17 protein-coding genes are annotated in these 17,871 nt (G+C 68.9%); 9 read left to right on the forward strand and 8 right to left on the reverse strand.

The window, feature by feature from the left end:
* Positions 1 to 121: 121 nt before the first annotated feature.
* The 8 genes from H609_RS0110525 to H609_RS0110560 are packed head-to-tail and all read right to left on the reverse strand — an operon-like array spanning position 122 to position 8,577.
* Complete coding sequence (locus H609_RS0110525; protein WP_028484932.1) at positions 122 to 955, reverse strand: symmetrical bis(5'-nucleosyl)-tetraphosphatase; 834 nt, start codon at positions 953 to 955, stop codon at positions 122 to 124.
* Between the two features lie 13 nt (positions 956 to 968).
* Positions 969 to 1,367 (reverse strand): Co2+/Mg2+ efflux protein ApaG, encoded by a 399-nt coding sequence (apaG, locus tag H609_RS0110530; protein WP_018867192.1) that lies wholly within the window; start codon positions 1,365 to 1,367, stop codon positions 969 to 971.
* A gap of 37 nt (positions 1,368 to 1,404) precedes the next feature.
* The gene (locus H609_RS0110535; RefSeq protein ID WP_028484933.1) at positions 1,405 to 2,382 is read right to left on the reverse strand and encodes an ROK family protein; all 978 of its coding nucleotides are present in this window, start codon (positions 2,380 to 2,382) and stop codon (positions 1,405 to 1,407) included.
* A 34-nt stretch (positions 2,383 to 2,416) separates the two neighbouring features.
* Positions 2,417 to 3,220: a 16S rRNA (adenine(1518)-N(6)/adenine(1519)-N(6))-dimethyltransferase RsmA gene (rsmA, locus tag H609_RS0110540; protein WP_018867194.1), complete on the reverse strand. Its 804-nt coding sequence runs from the start codon at positions 3,218 to 3,220 to the stop codon at positions 2,417 to 2,419.
* A complete protein-coding gene (gene pdxA, locus H609_RS0110545; RefSeq protein ID WP_018867195.1) occupies positions 3,217 to 4,287 on the reverse strand; it encodes a 4-hydroxythreonine-4-phosphate dehydrogenase PdxA in 1,071 nt (356 codons plus the stop codon). Before pdxA ends, rsmA begins: the two co-directional genes overlap by 4 nt.
* Positions 4,253 to 5,692: a peptidylprolyl isomerase gene (locus H609_RS0110550; RefSeq protein WP_018877102.1), complete on the reverse strand. Its 1,440-nt coding sequence runs from the start codon at positions 5,690 to 5,692 to the stop codon at positions 4,253 to 4,255. Before H609_RS0110550 ends, pdxA begins: the two co-directional genes overlap by 35 nt.
* Positions 5,676 to 7,928 carry an LPS-assembly protein LptD gene (locus H609_RS0110555; RefSeq protein WP_028484934.1) on the reverse strand — a complete coding sequence of 751 codons (2,253 nt, stop codon included), beginning with the start codon at positions 7,926 to 7,928 and terminating at the stop codon, positions 5,676 to 5,678. The genes H609_RS0110550 and H609_RS0110555 overlap by 17 nt, the downstream gene beginning before the upstream one ends.
* A 7-nt stretch (positions 7,929 to 7,935) precedes the next feature.
* Positions 7,936 to 8,577, reverse strand: a complete 642-nt coding sequence (locus H609_RS0110560) for an adenylate kinase (protein ID WP_018877100.1) — start codon at positions 8,575 to 8,577, stop codon at positions 7,936 to 7,938.
* 271 nt (positions 8,578 to 8,848) lie between these two features.
* Between H609_RS0110560 and ppa the strand changes: the two genes are divergently transcribed.
* The 9 genes from ppa to lipB all read left to right on the forward strand — a co-directional run bounded on the left by ppa (position 8,849) and on the right by lipB (position 17,715).
* Positions 8,849 to 9,385 (forward strand): inorganic diphosphatase, encoded by a 537-nt coding sequence (gene ppa, locus H609_RS0110565; RefSeq protein WP_018867199.1) that lies wholly within the window; start codon positions 8,849 to 8,851, stop codon positions 9,383 to 9,385.
* A gap of 113 nt (positions 9,386 to 9,498) precedes the next feature.
* Positions 9,499 to 11,367, forward strand: a complete 1,869-nt coding sequence (gene mrdA / locus H609_RS0110570) for a penicillin-binding protein 2 (RefSeq protein ID WP_028484935.1) — start codon at positions 9,499 to 9,501, stop codon at positions 11,365 to 11,367.
* Between the two features lie 37 nt (positions 11,368 to 11,404).
* Positions 11,405 to 12,523, forward strand: a complete 1,119-nt coding sequence (gene rodA, locus H609_RS0110575; protein WP_019583949.1) for a rod shape-determining protein RodA — start codon at positions 11,405 to 11,407, stop codon at positions 12,521 to 12,523.
* Complete coding sequence (gene mltB / locus H609_RS0110580; RefSeq protein WP_028484936.1) at positions 12,520 to 13,551, forward strand: lytic murein transglycosylase B; 1,032 nt, start codon at positions 12,520 to 12,522, stop codon at positions 13,549 to 13,551. Before rodA ends, mltB begins: the two co-directional genes overlap by 4 nt.
* Entirely contained in the window at positions 13,508 to 14,500 is a 993-nt protein-coding gene (locus H609_RS0110585; RefSeq protein WP_028484937.1) for a septal ring lytic transglycosylase RlpA family protein, read from the forward strand. The genes mltB and H609_RS0110585 overlap by 44 nt, the downstream gene beginning before the upstream one ends.
* Before the next feature lie 83 nt (positions 14,501 to 14,583).
* Positions 14,584 to 15,843: a D-alanyl-D-alanine carboxypeptidase family protein gene (locus H609_RS0110590; protein WP_018878306.1), complete on the forward strand. Its 1,260-nt coding sequence runs from the start codon at positions 14,584 to 14,586 to the stop codon at positions 15,841 to 15,843.
* Between the two features lie 14 nt (positions 15,844 to 15,857).
* Positions 15,858 to 16,745, forward strand: coding sequence for a D-amino acid aminotransferase (locus tag H609_RS0110595; RefSeq protein WP_028484938.1), 888 nt, complete (start codon positions 15,858 to 15,860; stop codon positions 16,743 to 16,745).
* The gene (locus tag H609_RS0110600; protein ID WP_018877094.1) at positions 16,742 to 17,008 is read left to right on the forward strand and encodes a YbeD family protein; all 267 of its coding nucleotides are present in this window, start codon (positions 16,742 to 16,744) and stop codon (positions 17,006 to 17,008) included. Before H609_RS0110595 ends, H609_RS0110600 begins: the two co-directional genes overlap by 4 nt.
* Positions 17,005 to 17,715 (forward strand): lipoyl(octanoyl) transferase LipB, encoded by a 711-nt coding sequence (gene lipB / locus H609_RS0110605; protein ID WP_018881559.1) that lies wholly within the window; start codon positions 17,005 to 17,007, stop codon positions 17,713 to 17,715. The genes H609_RS0110600 and lipB overlap by 4 nt, the downstream gene beginning before the upstream one ends.
* Positions 17,716 to 17,871: the final 156 nt, after the last annotated feature.

A 17,871-nucleotide genomic window follows, 5' to 3' on the forward strand; every position in this document is an offset into this window, starting at 1 on the left:
GGCAGGCGGCGGACCGAAGGCACCGTAAACGCCCGGGGCCGAGCCAGGACCAGCCACTGCAAGGCAGGCGGCTGGATGACTGCGGCGAGTGCTGGGAATGCGGTGTGCGGTAGCGGGCGGGTCAGGCGGGGCAGGGCGTCTGCCAGGTGGTGACGCGGGCCGGGTCGCCGTCGGTGTGATCGAGGCGGGCAAGCGTCATGCAGTTGCCCCAGACGCAGCCACTGTCCAGCGCCAGCCAGTCCGGTCCCACCCGATGTCCGAGCGCGGCCCAGTGCCCGAACACGATCGGGTGCCCGGCGGCGGCTCGTTCCGGCATCCGGAACCAGGGCCGGAGATCAGAGGGCGCTTCCTCGGGCGGGCCATTGCCGGCGAACTCCAGGCCGCCGTCCGCGGTGAGATAGCGCATGCGGGTACAGGCATTGATGGTGTAGCGCAGGCGCTCGTATCCGTCGAGATCCGGGCTCCAGTGGCTGGGTTCGTCGCCGTACATGACCTCGAACAGTGCGTGGCGTCGTGCCGGGTCGCGCAGCTCGGCCTCCACGCGCCGGGTCTCGCGCGCGGCCGTCTCCGGGTCCCAGGCGGGCGGGAGTCCGGCATGCACCAGGGTCCAGCCGCTGGCGGTGTCGCGGTGCAGCAACGGGCGCTGGGCCAGCCAGTCGAGCAGGTCCGCGGCATCCGGGGCATCCAGCACCGGGCGCAGGGTGTCCTTGCCACCGGGCGTGCGGACGCCCTGTGCGGTGGCGAGCAGGTGGAGGTCGTGGTTGCCGAGGACCGTCGTGGCAGCATCGCCCAGGTCCATGACCCGGCGCAGGCAGCCCAGCGAGTCCGGGCCGCGGTTGACCAGGTCGCCGACCAGCCACAGGTGGTCCTCCGCCGGATCGAACCGCACCTGTTCCAGGAGTCGATCCAGCGGGTCCAGACAGCCCTGGAGATCCCCAACGGCGTACAGCGCCATCGTTCCGCCCGGCCTAGTGCAGGGTGCGCGGGACGGAGAGGGTGAACGGCGGGATCGGCGCGTCGAAGGTGTTGCCGCGTTCGTCGCGCATGCCGTAGGAGCCCTCCATGGTGCCGACCGGGGTCTCGATGACCGTGCCGCTGGTGTATTCGAAGCTGTCGCCGGGCGCGATGCTCGGCTGTTCGCCGACCACCCCCTCGCCACGGACCTCCTGCGTCTGGTCGCGGCCGTCGCGGATGATCCAGTGGCGGTTGAGCAGTTGCACGGTCAGCGCGCCGGCGTTGCGAATGACCACGTGATAGGCGAACACGTAGCGGTCGTCATCCGGCTCGGACTGGTCCTCCACGTAGGCGGTGGAGACCTCGATCTCGATGGTATGGGCTTCGGCGTCGTGCTCTTGGGGCGGGTTCATGCGGTTGTGGCTCCAGGTTTGAGCGGGAGACCCGGCATCAGGGGGTCGCGGACCGGCTGGCGCAGACGGCGGCGCCCAGCAGGCCCGGTTCGGGGTGCATGATAAGGGCCACGGGCAATTGCTCAAGCAAGTGGGTCATCGGTGGGCGATTCCGGAAGGCGCAGCGAAAGCGCGGGCCACGGAAGGCGTCGACCCAGCGGGGCGCGATCCCGCCGGCCAGGTAAATGCCGCCGGTGGGGAGCGCGGTCAGGGCCATGTCGGCCAGCTGTCCGGCATACAGCCCGACGAAGCGGTCGATCACGTTCTCGGCGGCCGGGTGGCCCGCCCGGGCCAGTTCGCCGATGGCGGCTGCCGGGTCCCGCGCGGAAAGGGCCTCCGCCAGCTCGGGATCCGCTTGCCGGTCGAGTTCGAACTGACCGATGCGGGCGATCCCGCGCCCGCTCAGCAGGTGTTCGCGCGTGCAGTAGCCCAGTTCGCGGGTTACGAAATCGCCCAGCGCAGCCTCTTCGGGCCCGGCGGGCGAGAAACGCGCGTGTCCGCCCTCGCCGGGATAGATGGCGGGCCGGCCGGGCGGGCCCACCAGACAGGTGCCCAGCCCGGTACCGGCCCCCGCGACCAGGCGCAGGCCCGCCGGATCGGGTGTCGCGTGCTGGAGGGTCTCGCAGTCGCCGGGTTGCAGCGCGTCGAGGCTCGCGCCGATGGCCGCGAAGTCGTTGAGGAGCGTAACCGGCATACCCAGGCGTTCGCCGAGGGTGGCGGCCTCCAGGGCGGGCCAGTCCAGGTTGGTTACGCGAGCCCGGCCTTGATGGACCGGGCCGGCCACCGCGAGTCCGGCGGCGGCGAACGTATCCACCGTGGCGTATTCGTGGCGCCAGTGCTCAAGGATGCTGGCGAGGTCCGGATGCTCGCGGCTCGGGTAGCGTTGCGCCTCGTGCAGGGACCAGCCATCCGCCTCGCGGCGGGCGCGCGCGACACGGGTGTTGGTTCCGCCGACATCGGCAACGATCAGGTCCATGGGTTCATGGTAGCGGATCGTGGTGACCGATGGCTCAGTGCGCGCCTGCGTGGATCTGCCGGGCCAGGGCCTCGAACCCGCTGATGTCGACGTTCTCCGGCCGTTCCCCGGGGTCCAGCCCGGCGGCCTCGAGGTCCGCGATCGTGGCCAGACCGGACAGCCCGCGGCGCAGCGTCTTGCGGCGGCTGGAAAAGGCCTGGTTCACCACCCGCGCGAAGGTCGGGTACAGCGCCGGTGCGACCCGCGGTTCGGCCAGGGGCGTGATGCGCACCACGCTGGAGTAGACCTTGGGCGGCGGGTGAAAGGCCCCGGGCGGCACGGTGAACAGGGCCGTGGCCGAGGCGCGGGCGGCCAGCATGACGGTCAGGCGGCCGTAGCGCTTGCTGCCGGGCGCGGCGGTCATGCGTTCCACCACCTCGCGCTGCAGCAGGAAGTGCATGTCGCGGATCGCGCCGACCTGTTCGAGGAGATGGAACATCAGCGGGGTGGAGATGTTGTAGGGCAGGTTGCCGACTACGCGCCAGCCGCGTTCGGGCAGGGGGCCGAGATCGGCCAGCCGCATGTCCAGGGCGTCGCCCACGTGCAGGTCCAGGCGCTCCGGAGGGAAACCGGCGCGCAGCCCGGCGGCCAGGTCGCGGTCGATCTCCACGGCGACCAGGTGGTCCAGGCGCTCCAACAGCGCCGCGGTCAGGGCGCCGCGGCCGGGCCCGATCTCGAGCACGGCGTCTCCCGGCTGCGGGTCGATCGCCGCGACAATGCGCGCGAGGATGCCGGCATCGTGCAGGAAGTTCTGGCCGAAGCGCTTGCGGATCGGCGACGAGGTCTTGAGGCGGGTCATGTCCCCGAGATGCTCCTGCTGGCGGCGGCACGGGCCGCGGCACGGGCCGCGAGGGTTTCCGCCAGACGTTCGGCGGCCTGGAAGCTGCCGACCTCCGCGCGCCCGGTGCCGGCCAGGTCCAGTGCGGTGCCGTGATCCACCGAGGTGCGGATGAAGGGCAGGCCCAGGGTCACGTTGATGGCCCCGCCAAAGCCGGCGTGCTTGAGGACCGGCAGGCCCTGATCGTGATACATGGCCAGCACCGCGTCGACGCCTTCGAGCGCGCGCGGGGTGAACGCGGTGTCGGCCGGGAGTGGGCCGCGCAGATGCATGCCGGCCTCTCGCAGGCGATCCAGGGTCGGGGTGATGATCTCGATCTCCTCGCGTCCGAGGACGCCGTCCTCGCCGGCGTGCGGGTTCAGGCCGCAGACCGCGATCACGGGTTCGTCGATGCCGAAGTCACGGCGCAGGTCGTGGTGCAGCACGCGGGTCACGGCCTCCAGGCGTTCGGCCGTGATGGCGTCGGGGACCGCGCGCAGGGGCAGATGGGTGGTCACCAGCGCGACTCGCAGCGTCTCGGTGGCCAGCATCATCACCGGCGTCGGTGCCCCGGCGCGTTCGGCCAGCCACTCGGTGTGACCACTGAAGGCGATACCGGCGCGGTTGATCACGCCCTTGTGGACCGGGCCGGTGACCATGGCCTCGAAGGTGCCGTCCAGGCAGCCGTCGGCGGCTCTGGCCAGCAGGGCCAGTACGTGTTCGGCGTTGGCGGGGTTCAGGGTGCCGGCGACCACCGGGGCGGCGACCGGTACCGGCAGGATCTCCAGGGTGTGGGCCGGGGTGGGCTCGCGCGGGCGTTGCGGGTCGAAGGGCACCAGGCGCAGGGACTCGCCCAGCTGGCGGGCGCGCGCCTCCAGCACGTCAGGATCAGCGATGGCGACGCGCTGCGCCTGGCCGCGCTGCCGCGCCATGGCGATCAGGAGATCGGGCCCGATCCCGGCGGGATCGCCGGCGGTCAGGGCCAGACGCGGGACCGGGTGGGCCCCGCGCGGATCAGGAGCCGAAGCCGTCGACCCGGTATTCGACATAGGCCTCGTCCCGCAGGCGGCGCAGCCACAGCTCGAGCTCTTCGTCGCGCTTGCGGTTCTGCAGGATCTCGCGGGCGCGGGCCCGGATCTGTTCGCGCGAGGTGTCCACCTCGCGGCGCTCCAGGACCTCGATGATGTGCCAGCCGAACTGGCTCTCCACCGGCTCGCTGACCACGCCCGGTTCCAGCGCCTGCATGGCCTCCTCGAAGGCGGGAACCAGTTCGCCCGGGCTGACCCACCCGAGGGTGCCGCCCTGGGCGGCCGAGCCGGGGTCGTCGGAGTTGGCGCGGGCGAGGTCCTCGAAGCTGGCGCCCTCGCGGATGCGGTTATACAGGGACTGCGCCTGGCGGCGCGCGTCCTCGTCGCTGCGCACCTGGTCCGGGCTGATCAGGATGTGGCGTACCCGGGTCTGCTGCACGCGGGTCTGGTCACCGCCCTCGCGGTCCAGCAGCTTCATGATGTGGAAACCGCTGGGGGAGCGCAGGACATCGCTGACCTCGCCGGTGCGCATCAGCACGGCCTCGCGGGCGAACACGGTGGGGATCTCGCCGGCGGAGCGCCAGCCCAGATCGCCGCCGTCCAGGGCCTGCGGTCCTTCGGATTCGCTGATGGCGACGGTGGCGAAGTCCTCGCCCCCGCGCACGCGGTCGCGCAGCGACTCGGCCTTTTGGCGCGCCTCGGCGATCTGCCGGGCGTCGGCGCCCTGGGGCAGGGCGACCATGATCTGGGCGATGCGATAGCGCACGCCGCGGTCAATGGCGCCACTCTCGGAGGCGATGAGGTCGGCGATCTCCTGGTCGGAGACGCGGACGCGCTGGTCGACCTGGCGGCGCTGCAGCTGGTTGACGGTCAGCTCGTGGCGGATCTGCTCGCGAAAGGCGTTGAAGTCCACGCCGTCCTGCATCAGAGCCTGGCGCAGCTGCGGCAGGGTCATGCGGTTCTCGCGGGCGATGTTCTCCATCGCGCGGTTCAGGGTCATCTCGTCGATGTTGATGCCGACGCGCTCGGCCTCCTGCAGCTGCACGCGCTCGACGATCAGGCGCTCCATGACCTGACGCGCCAGGGTGTCCTGGTCGGGCGGACGGTTGCCGCGCTCGATCATCTGCTGGGCGACCAGGTTCATGCGCTCCACCAGCTCGCGCTGGGTGATCACGTCGTCGCCCACCACCGCCAGGATGCGGTCGGTGAAGCGGTCGCCCTCGGGCGTGATGGGCGCCGCCGGGGTACCGCCGTCACGGGCGGCCCCGGGCGTGACCGGTGCCTCGACCGCGCCCTGCGAGAGCCCGCCGGGTGCCGACCCGGGCGTCTGGGCCATGGCCGGCAGGCCGAGGCCGTAGACCAGGACGGCCAGCAGGGGCAGCAGGGTGCGGACCCCGCCGCGGCGTTGTTCAGGGACGTGCGTCATATCCGGCAATACCCTCGCGCAATAGCGAATCCACGCCGGAATCGAACCTTGCCAGGCCGTCCAGCGTGAGTTGGAAGTAGATCGAGTTGTCGTAGGTCTCGTCGAAGCTGTACGCGCGGCGCGCCACCACGCGGATACCATAGCAGCAACTACGATACTGAAGCCCGGCCAGAAGTTCGAGGTCGCGTTCTTCCTGCAGGCTGTAGTTCCAGCGGCCGATCGCGTCGATGCGATCGGTGATCGGCCACATCACGGAGACGTCGGTCTGGTCGATGGAGCGGGCGCCGGCCTCGCGCTGGCGGTAGCCGACGTTGATCCGCGCGCGCTCGGAGGGGTGGTAGCCGACCGAGATCGCGGCCAGGGTGGTTTCGCGCGCGTCCTCGTTGTAGAGGATGGAGCCGCGGCCGCTCCAGGCATCGCCGATGCGCACGCGACCTTCCAGGGCCAGGTCCGAACGCGAGTCCGTCAGCGGGTCCTGTCCGGTACCGCGGCGGACCTCGCGGTCCTCGAGGTAGTGGATCTGACCGGCGGACAGGCTCAGGCGCTCGCGCCCGGTCTGCTGGTCGAGGATGCGGGTGGTCAGGGCGGTGGTGACCTGATGGGTATCGCCCACGCGGTCGGCGCCGACGAAACGGTCCAGGCTGAACAGGTTGTCGAAGCTGAAGTCGGCCTCGCCGGTGTCGAAGGTCGGGATGTCGTCCTGGTCGCGGTAGGGCACGTAGCCGTAGAAGATGCGCGGTTCCAGGGTCTGCAGGCGGCGGCCGTTGGCGATGGAACGTTCGAAGATCAGCCCGGTGTCGATCGAGGCGCGTGGTACCGTCCGGCTGATCGATTCCGGACCGCTGGTCTGGTCGCGGCGGTCCAGTTCGTAGCGGGTATGGCGGACACCGGTGGCGGGTTCGAAGAAGAAGCCGCCGGTGTCATGGCGCCAGCGGACCTCGGGATTCAGGTCGAGGCGGGTACCCACGGGGCGCCCGGACTGGTCCTCGCTGCGCTCGAAGCGCACCAGTTCGGTATCCAGATCCCAGGAGATGCCGTGGCCCAGGTATTCCCCGGCCTCCAGCGTGATCTGTGGCAGCCGCTGGTAGGGCTCGCCGGCGGCGCTCAGCTCGGGGTCGACGATCTGGTAGTCCTCGATGCGGGTGCGCAGGCGAAAGGCCGGCTGGTTCCAGGTCAGGTCGGCGGATCGGCGCAGATAGGGCGTCGAACCCGCATAGCGGTCCGAGTTGCCGAAGTCGAAGAAGTATTCCCGGTCGGAGACATCCGCAGCGTCGACGCGCAGGTTCAGATTGGAGGTGATGCGGGTCTGGTGGCGCCACTGGGCGAAGTGGCGGTCTTCGCCGGTCTCGCGGTCGTCCGGCAGGTAGCGCACGTCGAGTACACCATTGTGCCGGGGCTGGAGGTAGCGAAACTCGGTGCCGAGCATGATTCCGCGATCGGCCATGATGCGAGGCGTGAAGGTCGCGTCGTAGTTGGGCGCGATGTTCCAGTACCAAGGCGTCGCGAGATCGAAGCCGGTGCGGCCGCCGGTGCCCGCGCTGGGCAGCAGGAAGCCGCTCTTGCGGCGGTCGTCCAGCGGGAAGTTGATATACGGGGTGTAGGCGATGGGTACACCCTTGAAACGGATGGTCGCATTGCGGGCCACGCCCACGCCGGTCTCGCGATCGAGCTCCAGATCCCGGGTGCGCAGCCACCAGGAATCGTTGCCGACCGGGCAGGTGGTGTATTCGGCCTCCTCGAAGTCGTGACGGTGCGGGGCGTGCTGGACGCCCAGGGCGGCACTGCCCCGGGCCGGGATGGACTGCACCAGGAAGTCGATCCTGCGGAACTCGCCGGTCTCCGCGTCCAGGCGGTATTCCCCGCCCTCGGTGTGCAGCAGCAGGTCGCCGTCGAACAGGCGGGTGTCACCTTCGGTTCGGGCGGTGCCGGTGGCGCGGTCGTATTCGAGGAATTCGGTGTCCAGGCGCTGTCCGCCTTCGAACAGCTGGACGTTGCCCGAGGCCGAGATGCGTTCGCCGTCCCGGCGCACCTGGTCGGCGTCGATCTCGGTGAGGCCGCCCTCGAGGGTGCGCAGCTCGGGCCACTCGACCCCCGGGGCGAACTCGCATCCCGGGGGGCGCTCCTCCGCGGGCAGCGCGAGCGGGAGCAGCGCCGCGGTCACCAGGCCGATCCCGCACGCGACCGGCCGCGCGATCGGGCGATGGCGCGGCGGGGGGTTGGCGGGCCGGCGGCTCATCCCGGCGTCAGGACAGCAGCTGGCGGATCTCGTCGAAGATCAGCTCGATGTCGCGGGTGCCGTTGACGTGCTTGAGCAGACCGTGGCGATCGTAGTACTCGATCAGCGGCCGGGTCTGCTCCTCGTAGACCTTGAGGCGATTGACCACGGTTTCCTCGTTGTCGTCCGCGCGGTGGATCAGATCGCCGCCGCACAGGTCGCACACGCCTTCCTTCTGTGGCGGGAAGGTATGGGTGTTGAAGACCGCGCCGCAGTCCCCGCAGGACACGCGGCCGGTCAGGCGCTGCTTGAGCTCCTCGAACGGGACGTCGATCTGGATCGCGCGATCCAGCGGCGACTCGATGTCGGCCAGCATGCTGTCCAGCGCCTCGGCCTGGGCGACATTGCGAGGGAAGCCGTCGAGGATGAAGCCCTTCTGCGCATCGGGTTCCTGCAGGCGATCGCGGATCAGGCCCAGGACCAGATCATCCGGGACCAGATTGCCGGATTCCATCGCGTTCTCGACCTGCTTGCCGAGTTCGGTCCGGGCCGCGACCGCGGCGCGCAGCAGGTCGCCGGTGGAGATCTGGGGGATGCCGAAGGTGGCGACCATCTTCTTGGCCTGGGTGCCCTTGCCGGACCCCGGTGCGCCCATCAGGACGATACGCATAGCTGACTCCTGCCGGGAGCCGTACCGGACCGCAGGACTAGCCGGGAACGGGACGGCACGTTGATTGCGGTGGTGAAACGGGCAGCCGGCCCGGGGCGAGGGCGGGCCGCAAACCGTTTCCCGAGCGCGGTCTTATACCGCCTGAGGCCGATGCGCCGCAACCGCGCGCGGCCGTTCGAGTCTCCCTGATGCGACTGTTGATGGGTGCCCTTGCGGGGTGTCTCCCCTGTATAATCCCTCGCTCTTCAAAGCAATCGGAAACTACTCAAGCATGGACCTCAACCAGATCGAAGCCGGCAAGGATCTCCCCAACGACATCAACGTGGTGATCGAGATCCCCACCCAGGGTCAGCCCGTCAAGTACGAGATGGACAAGGACAGCGGGGCTCTGGTGGTTGATCGCTTTATGGCGGTCGCGATGTTCTATCCGTGCAACTACGGATTCATCCCGAACACGGAGTCGGAAGACAACGACCCGGTGGACGTGCTGGTGATCACCCCGGTGCCGCTGCTGCCGGGCTCGGTTGTGCGCTCGCGCCCGATCGGCATGCTGAAGATGACCGACGAGGCCGGGGTAGACGCGAAGATCCTGGCGGTGCCGGTGGACAAGCTGTGCACGCAGTCCGCGCGGTTCCAGAGCCCGGACGACGTGCCGAAGGAGCTCCTGGACTCGATCAAGCACTTCTTCGAACGCTACAAGGAGCTGGAGAAGGGCAAGTGGGTCAAGGTGGAAGGCTGGGTTGGCGCCGACGAAGCCAAGGCGGAGATTGTTGCCAGCTACAAGCGTTACCAGAAGAGCAAGATCTGACGCCGCGCCCCGCTGCATGCAGCGGTCGGTCAGCGCCGCGCCGTCCCGCAGGGTCGGTGCGGCGTTTGCGTGCGCGGGCCATGGACCTGGTCGTGACGCCGTGACCCGCTGAGATGGCCGAGCGCGATGCCTACGGCGAGGAACAGCAGGACCGCGAGCGCTTTGTCGTGCGCATCCTGCTGGCACTGGTCATCCTGGCCGCCATCCTGCTGGCGCTGGGCTGGCGGCTCTCGGGGCTGCAAGTCGGCGCGCACTCGCATTTCACCACTCTCTCCGAGAACAATCGGTTACGGGTCGAGCCGATCGCTCCCACCCGGGGCGTGATTCGCGACCGCAATGGCATCCTGCTGGCGGGCAACCGGGCGTCCTACCAGTTGGAGATCACGGTCGAGCAGGCCGGTAATCTGGATTCCCTGCTGAGCCGCCTGCGCGGCTATCTGGAACTGAGCGAGGCCGATATCGAGCGCTTCCACCGCGGAGTTCGGCAGCGGCGCCCGTTCCAGCCGGTGCTGTTGAAGGCCGGGCTGGATGACGAGACTGTGGCCCGTATCGCGGTCTCGCGCCACGAGTTGCCGGGGGTCGAGATCGAGGCCCGTCCGCTGCGTTTCTATCCCCTGGGTTCCGAATTCTCGCACGCGGTCGGTTATGTCGGGCGCATCAACCAGCAGGATCTGCGCCGGGTGGACGGGCGGGCCTATGCCGGGACCTCGCATATCGGCAAGAGCGGGGTCGAACGCTACTACGAGGAGTTGCTGCACGGCCGGCCAGGCTATCGCCAGGTGGAGGTGAACGCCCAGGGGCGGGTGATCCGCGAGCTGTCGGTGACCCCGCCGCAGCCGGGCACGGACCTGACCCTGACCCTGGATGTGAACCTGCAGCAGGCGGCCTACCGGGCGCTGGCGGGGCGGGATGGCGCGATCGTGGCCATCGATCCGAATAACGGCGAGGTGCTGGCGCTGGTCAGCGCCCCCGGTTTTGATCCCGAGGCCTTTGTCCACGGAATCTCCCAGGCCGATTTCGCCGCGGTGCGCGATGACAAGCGCCGGCCGCTGTTCAACCGTGCCCTGAGCGGGCAGTACCCGCCGGGCTCGACGGTCAAGCCACTGGTCGCGCTGGCAGCCCTCGACGAAGATGTTACGACCGCCGAGCGCGAGATGTTCGCACGCGGGTACTACCAGCTCCCGGGGCATGAACGGCGCTATCGAGACTGGCGCCGCGAGGGCCATGGCCGGGTGGATATGTCGCGCGCGATCGCGGTGTCCTCGGATGTCTACTTCTACGATCTGGCCCACACCATGGGCATCGATCGCATGGTGCCCATTCTTGGCGCCTTCGGGATCGGTCAGCGCACCGGGATCGATTCCACCGGCGAGCGAGCGGGGATCCTGCCCAGCCGCGACTGGAAGCGGGCCACCCACAACGAGGTATGGTTCCCGGGGGAGACCCTGATCACCGCGATCGGCCAAGGGTACATGCTGTCCACGCCCCTGCAGATGGCCGACTTTACGGCGGCGCTGGCCACGCGCGGTGTGCGCTATCAGCCGCATCTGCTGCGCGCCATGGACAACGGGACCGGGGAGCCGGAGTATCCGCTACCGGTGACGCGCGAGCCGGTGGTCGTGGACGACCAGCACTGGGATGCGATCCACGGCTCGCTGGTGGAGGCGGTGCATGCCCGCCACGGGACCGCCTGGGGCAGCGTGGGCAGCACCCGCCCGGCCTACACCATTGCCGGCAAGACTGGCACTTCGCAGGTGTTCAGCCTCGGCGAGGATGAAGAGTACGACGAAGAGGAGCTGGCCCGGCGTCTGTGGGACCACGCCCTGTTCGTGGGCTATGCCCCGGCGGAGGATCCGCAGATCGCGGTGGCGGTCCTGGTCGAGCACGGAGGGTCCGGTGGCCGGGTGGCCGCGCCCGTGGCGCGCGAGGTGTTGGACGCCTATCTGTTGGACGGGGCGGGAATGACCCTAGGGAAACACTGATGAATTTAGTCATCAGTGTTTCCCTGGAGGAGGACGAATGATCAGCGTAACCGGCCGTGAGATGTCCGTCAGCCAGTGGGTGCTGCGCAGCCTACGCCTGGACAGTGTGCTGCTGGTCCTGCTGTCGATCCTGCTGCTGCTCGGGCTGGCCGTTCTGTTCAGCGCCTCCGGGCAGAGCGTGGTGGCCGTGGAACGGCAACTGATGCGCATCGGCCTGGGTGTGGCCGCGATGCTGCTGGTCGCACAGATATCACTGCACGGTCTGCGCGCGATCTCCCCGTGGCTGTTCGCGGCGGGCATCCTGCTGTTGTTGGCGGTGATGTGGGTCGGGGACGTCGGCAAGGGGGCCCAGCGCTGGCTGGATCTTGGTTTCATGCGTTTCCAGCCCTCGGAGATCATGAAGCTTGCCGTGCCGATGATGGTCGCGTGGTATCTCTCGCTGCGCAGTGGGCGGCCGCGTTTTCGCGATCTCCTCGTGACCGGCGTGCTGATCCTGGTGCCGGTGTATCTGATCATGCAGCAGCCGGACCTGGGGACCTCGATGCTGGTGGCGGCCGCCGGCGTACTGGTGGTCTTTCTCGCGGGGCTGGGCTGGCGCTGGTTCGTCGGCCTGGGCGTCGTGGTGGCGGCCGCCGTGCCCATCCTGTGGTCGCAGATGCTGGATTACCAGCGCCAGCGGGTACTCACGCTGTTCAACCCGGAATCCGATCCGCTGGGGGCCGGCTATCACATCATCCAGTCGAAGATCGCGATCGGGTCCGGGGGGTTGTACGGCAAGGGCTGGCTCAACGGGACCCAGTCGCAACTGGAGTTCCTTCCGGAGCGCTCCACCGACTTTATTTTTGCGGTCTACGCCGAGGAATTCGGCTTTATTGGTGTCGCGCTCTTGCTGCTGCTGTATTTTGCGATTGTCGCCCGCGGGCTGTGGATCGCCGCGCTGGCGCAGGACCGCTATGCCCGGCTGCTGGGCGGGAGTATCAGCCTGACCTTCGCGGTCTATATGGTGGTCAATATCGGCATGGTGACCGGCCTGTTGCCGGTGGTCGGTGTGCCGCTGCCCCTGGTCAGTTACGGGGGAACGTCGCTGGTGACCCTGATGGTCGCCTTCGGTATTCTCATGAGCATAGCCTCCCAGAAACGCCTGGTGAATCGATGACCCTGACCCTGCGCCCCGTGTGGGCCCGTCTTGCCCGCCCACTCCTGATGCCGGTCGGGCTGACCCTGATCCTGGCGTTTGCCTCCCTTCCGGCCGCGGCGGAAAGCGAATTCCGCGCCGGTGACCCGCCGTATCTCGAGCGCGACGAGGTCCAGGCCTTCATCGACGAGCAGGTGGAGGCGGGCCGTGACCGCGAGGCCCTGGAGGCGATGTTCGCGGCGGCCGATCCGCAACAGCGCATCCTTGACCTGATCTCCAGCCCCGCCGAGGCAAGGCCATGGAAGGATTACCGCCCGATCTTCATTACCGCTGAGCGCATCGAGCGTGGGCGCGAGTTCATGCAGGAGCATGAGCGCTGGCTCCAGCGCGCCGCGGACCGCTTTGACGTCGAGCCGAAGATCATTGCCGCCATCATCGGGGTCGAGACCTACTACGGCCGCAACACCGGTGGTTTCCGCGTGTTCGATGCCCTGGTGACCCTGGGCTTCGACTATCCGCCCCGGTCCGACTTCTTCCGCCGCGAGCTGGGCGAGTTCCTGACGCTGGTGGATGAAGAGGGCCTCGACCCGCGCGAGACCCGTGGCTCCTACGCCGGGGCCATGGGGCGTGGCCAGTTCATCTCGTCCAGCTATCGCCACTACGCGGTGGATTTCGATGGCTCCGGCCAGCGTGACCTGCTGAACTCCTGGCCGGATGCGATCGGGTCGGTGGCCAACTATTTCCGCGCGCACCACTGGAACCACGGCGAGCCGGTGGTGGCCAGGGCCCGGGTCGAGGGCGATGCCCACGAGGCGCTGATCAGCCGCAACTATCAGGCGCGCTTTGACCTCGAAGAACTGGCCGCACACGGGATCTACCCCGACGAGGCCGTGGACGAGGACGGCCAGTACTCGTTCATCCGCCTCGAGGGCGAGGATGGCTACGAGTACTATCTCGGGTATCCGAACTTCTACGTGATTACCCGCTACAACCGGAGCCCGCTGTATGCGATGGCCGTCCACCAGCTGGCCGAGGCGCTGGCCGAGTAAACCGCGCCGCGCGGGCGCCGGCGGGGCCGCGCTGGCGGTCTTGCTGGCGCTGGTCCTGGCGGGCTGTTCGTCCACCCCCGACCACAAGGCCGACCCGGACCGCCCGCTGGGCGATGCCGCGTATGACAGCTACCCCGATCCTGCGGATGTGCCGCAGGATCTGGCGCTGATTCCGGAACCGGAGCCGCGTGACGAGCCGCCCAGCCGCTATGGCAATCCGTCCGAGTACGAGGTGTTCGGTCAGCGCTATCGCACACTGCGCACGAGCGACGGCTTCGAGGAAGAGGGTTACGCGTCCTGGTATGGAACCAAGTTCCACGGACGGCGCACTTCCAGCGGCGAGCCCTACGACATGTACGCGATGACCGCGGCGCACAAGTCCCTGCCGCTGCCGAGCTTCGTCGAGGTCACCAACCTGGAAAACGGCAAACAGGTGATCGTACGGGTGAATGATCGCGGCCCGTTCGTGGACGGACGCATCATCGATCTCTCCTACGCCGCCGCCCATCGCATCGACATGACCGATGCCGGGGTCGCGCGCGTGCGCATCCGGGCGGTGGGGCCGGGCGACACGACGCCGGCCCGGGTGGCAGAGGCACCGGAGCCCGAGCCGCTCGAGGTGGCCGCCGCAGCTCAGCCGGACATCGCGCCCGAACCGCAGGACGCAGCGCCGGCCGCGGCCGGCGCCAATGGCGAGGCGGCGGGGCCCGGGCGTTTCGTCCAGGTCGGGGCGTTCGCCGAGCGCCATTCGGCCGAGCAGGTGCGCGAGGATCTGCGCGCGCTCGGCTTGGAGCCGGTGCGGATCTCCAGCGTCGAACGGGACAACGGGGCGCAACTGCACCGCGTGCGCATCGGCCCGCTGGCCGATGGCGACGCGGTCCGCACGATTACCGATCGCCTGCAGGGCGCGGCGCACGTGGACTACCGCGTAGTGACCGACGCGCCGTAAGCCCTCGTCCCCGGTATTTCCGGCCCGTACCGGGCCCCAATTCTGCTATCGTATTTCGGTCCTTCAGGAGGCCCTTCGCAATCATGAATTCGTCCGTCCGCACCCCGTTTCTGCCGCTGTTGGCGGCCTGCCTGCCGGTGATGCTGGCGCTCCTGCTGGCGCTGGTTCCGGCGCAGGCGCAGGAGTCGGAGCTGCCCGTGGCCGGCGCCGGCGCGAACGTGCCCGGTGGCATCCCGCGGCCGCCCTCGGACGTGACGGCGGCGAGCTATGCGCTGATGGACTTCGACTCCGGCCTGATGCTCGCCAGCCGCGATCCGCTGGTGGAGCGCGAGCCGGCCAGCCTGACCAAGCTGATGACGGCCTACGTGGTGTTTGGCGAAATCACCGATGGCCGCATGGCGCTGGACGACCAGGTTACGGTCAGCGAGCGTGCCTGGCGGACCGGTATGCGCGGGGCATCGCGCATGTTCATCGAGGTCGGCGAGGAGGTTGTGGTCGAGGATCTGCTGCGCGGGATGATCATCCAGTCCGGCAACGATGCCTCCACCGCGCTGGCCGAGCATGTTGCCGGTTCGGAGGGGGCGTTTGTCGACATGATGAACGCCCAGGCGCGCGAGCTGGGGATGCGCCAGTCCTACTTCGCCAACCCGCACGGACTGCCCTCCGACGAGTCGCAGTACACCACCGCCCAGGACATGGCATTGCTCGCCCGGGCGCTGATCCGCGACTTCCCGGATCTCTACGGCTACTACAGCGAACGTTCCTTCGAGTACAACGACATCTCGCAGAGCAACCGCAATATGCTGCTGTGGCGCGATGCCGGATTCGACGGCCTGAAGACCGGCTGGACCTCGAACGCGGGCTACAACCTGGTTTCGTCCGCCAAGCGTAACGACCGCCGGTTGGTGGCCGTGGTCATGGGGATCGAGGCGTCGGATCATCAGCAGGGCGGTACTCGCCGCGCCAACGAGTCCCAGGCGCTGGTGAACTGGGGGATGCGCTTCACCGCGACCCGCAAGCTGTTCGAGGGCGGGCACGAACTGGGGACCCCGCGGGTCTATCGCGGGGCGCAGACCGAAGTGGCCGTGGGCCTGGCGGAGGACTTCTGGGTCATGGTCCCGCCGGGGCGCGAGGACGATCTGGACGCCTCGATGGAGGTCAACCAGCCGCTGGAGGCCCCGCTGGCCGCGGGCGATCCGGTGGGCGAAGTCGTGGTGCGTCTGAACGGCGAGGTGCTCCGCACCCAGCCGCTGGTTGCGTTGCAGCCGGTGGAACAGGGCGGTCTGATCCGCCGCCTGTGGGATGGCGCGGCCCTGGGCATTCAGTCGGCCTGGCCATTCTGAGCCGTGTTTCGCCCGTGAGCATTGCCTATTACAACGGGGACTACCTGCCGCTGGACCAGGTGCGGATCTCGCCGCTGGACCGGGGCTTCCTGTTCGGAGACTCGGTATACGAGGTGATCCCCAGCTACTCCGGCGAATTCTTCCTGCTCTCCGAGCACCTGGAGCGCCTGGCGCGATCCCTGGCGGCGATCCGCATCCGCAACCCGTTTGACCGCGAGGGGTGGCGTGCGCTTCTGACGGACTTGCTGGCGCGCAATGCCGACCCTGTGACGCCCGATCTCGGGGTCTACCTTCAGGTGACCCGTGGCGTAGCCCCGCGCGACCATGCCTTCCCGGTGGATGCGCAACCCACCGTCCTGGCGATGGTCAGCCCGATCCGGCCCCTCCCGGAGACCATCCGCGTGGACGGCGTGGCCGCTGTGACGGCCGAGGACCGCCGCTGGGGCCACTGCGATATCAAGGCCACCACCCTGCTGGCCAATGTGCTGAACCGCCAGGATGCGACCGAGCGGGGTGCCGTCGAGGCCGTGTTGTTGCGGGACGGGCAGTTGACCGAAGGCGCGGCCAGCAATGTCATCGTGGTCCTGGACGGGCGGGTGATCACCCCGCCGCTGGATGCATCGGTACTGCCGGGGGTCACCCGCTCGCGGGTGCTCAACCTGGCGCGCGAGCTGGGCTACCCGGTGGAGGAGCGCGGGGTCAGCGCCGACGAGCTGGCCCGGGCCGGGGAGATCTGGCTCACCAGCTCGACCCGCGAGATCCTGCCGGTTACGCGGCTGGATGATCGCACCGTGGGCACGGGGCGCCCCGGACCGGTCTGGCAGGCCGTGCACGCCGCCTACCAGGCGGCCAAGCCCGGGGCGCCGGTGAGCGAACCCCTGCAGTCCGGAGGTGCCGCATGAGCGACGACCGCGAGACCCTGATCGAGTTTCCCTGCCGATTCCCGGTGAAGGTGATGGGCGACGCCCACCCGGAGCTGATGGAGGCAGTCGAGGGCTGTGTCGCCGAGCATCTGGATGCCGGGGACGCAGTGATCGAGCAGCGCGCCTCGCGCGCCGGCCGCTTCGTCGGCATCACCATCACCTTTACCGCGACCAGCCAGGAACAGCTGGACGCCTTCTACCGTTCCCTGGGTCGTTGCGACCGGGTGCGCATGATCCTGTGACCGACGTGCTCCCGCCCGGGCCGGTGGTCCGCCTGCTGGGTATGCAGCCCTACGTCCCGGTCTGGCAGGCGATGCAGCTCCAGGCGCGGGAACGCGATGCAGCCCGGCTGGATGCGTTCTGGTGCGTCGAGCATCCGCCCGTCTTTACCCAGGGCCGCAATGGCCGCCGCGAGCACCTGCTGGACCCCGGCGCGACGCCGGTGGTGGCGATCGATCGCGGGGGGCAGGTGACCTGGCACGGCCCCGGACAACTGGTCGTCTACACGCTGGTGGATCTGCCGCGACTGGGGATCGGGGTTCGGCGTCTGGTTGCGGGTCTGGAGCAGGCGGTGATCGACACGCTGGCGCAATGGGGGATCCTTGCGCAGCGTCGAGACAAGGCGCCGGGGGTGTATGTCGATGGGGCCAAGATTGCGGCGCTGGGTTTGCGTATCCGGCACGGGCGCAGCATCCATGGGCTGGCCCTGAACGTCGCCCCGGATCTGGCGCCGTTCCAGCGCATGAATCCCTGTGGCTATCCGGGGCTAGCGGCGACCTCCATGCAGCAGCTGCTCGGTCCGCTGGACGGCAACCGGGTCCGGGAGCAGTTGCTTGCCCACCTCGCCGCGCAGCTGTTTCCCGCTGAGGTTGCGCGCATGCGGCATGAACCTGCGTTGCCGCCCGAGTTGGTCCGCGTGCTGGCGCTCGGGCGTTGTCCCGCGCCCTGAGGCTTCCCCTTGTTCGACCTCGAGTGTTTTCGGTGGCGCTGTCCGGCCGCCTGCCGTGATGTGGCTGGTCCTGGTTCGTCCTCCGGTGTTTACGGTGCCGTCGGTCTGCAACCTGCCGATTTTTGGCTAGGCCTGGTTCGTCCTCTGGTGTTTACG

The organism is Thioalkalivibrio sp. ALE17 (assembly GCF_000425605.1).
Taxonomy (GTDB): Bacteria; Pseudomonadota; Gammaproteobacteria; order Ectothiorhodospirales; family Ectothiorhodospiraceae; genus Thioalkalivibrio.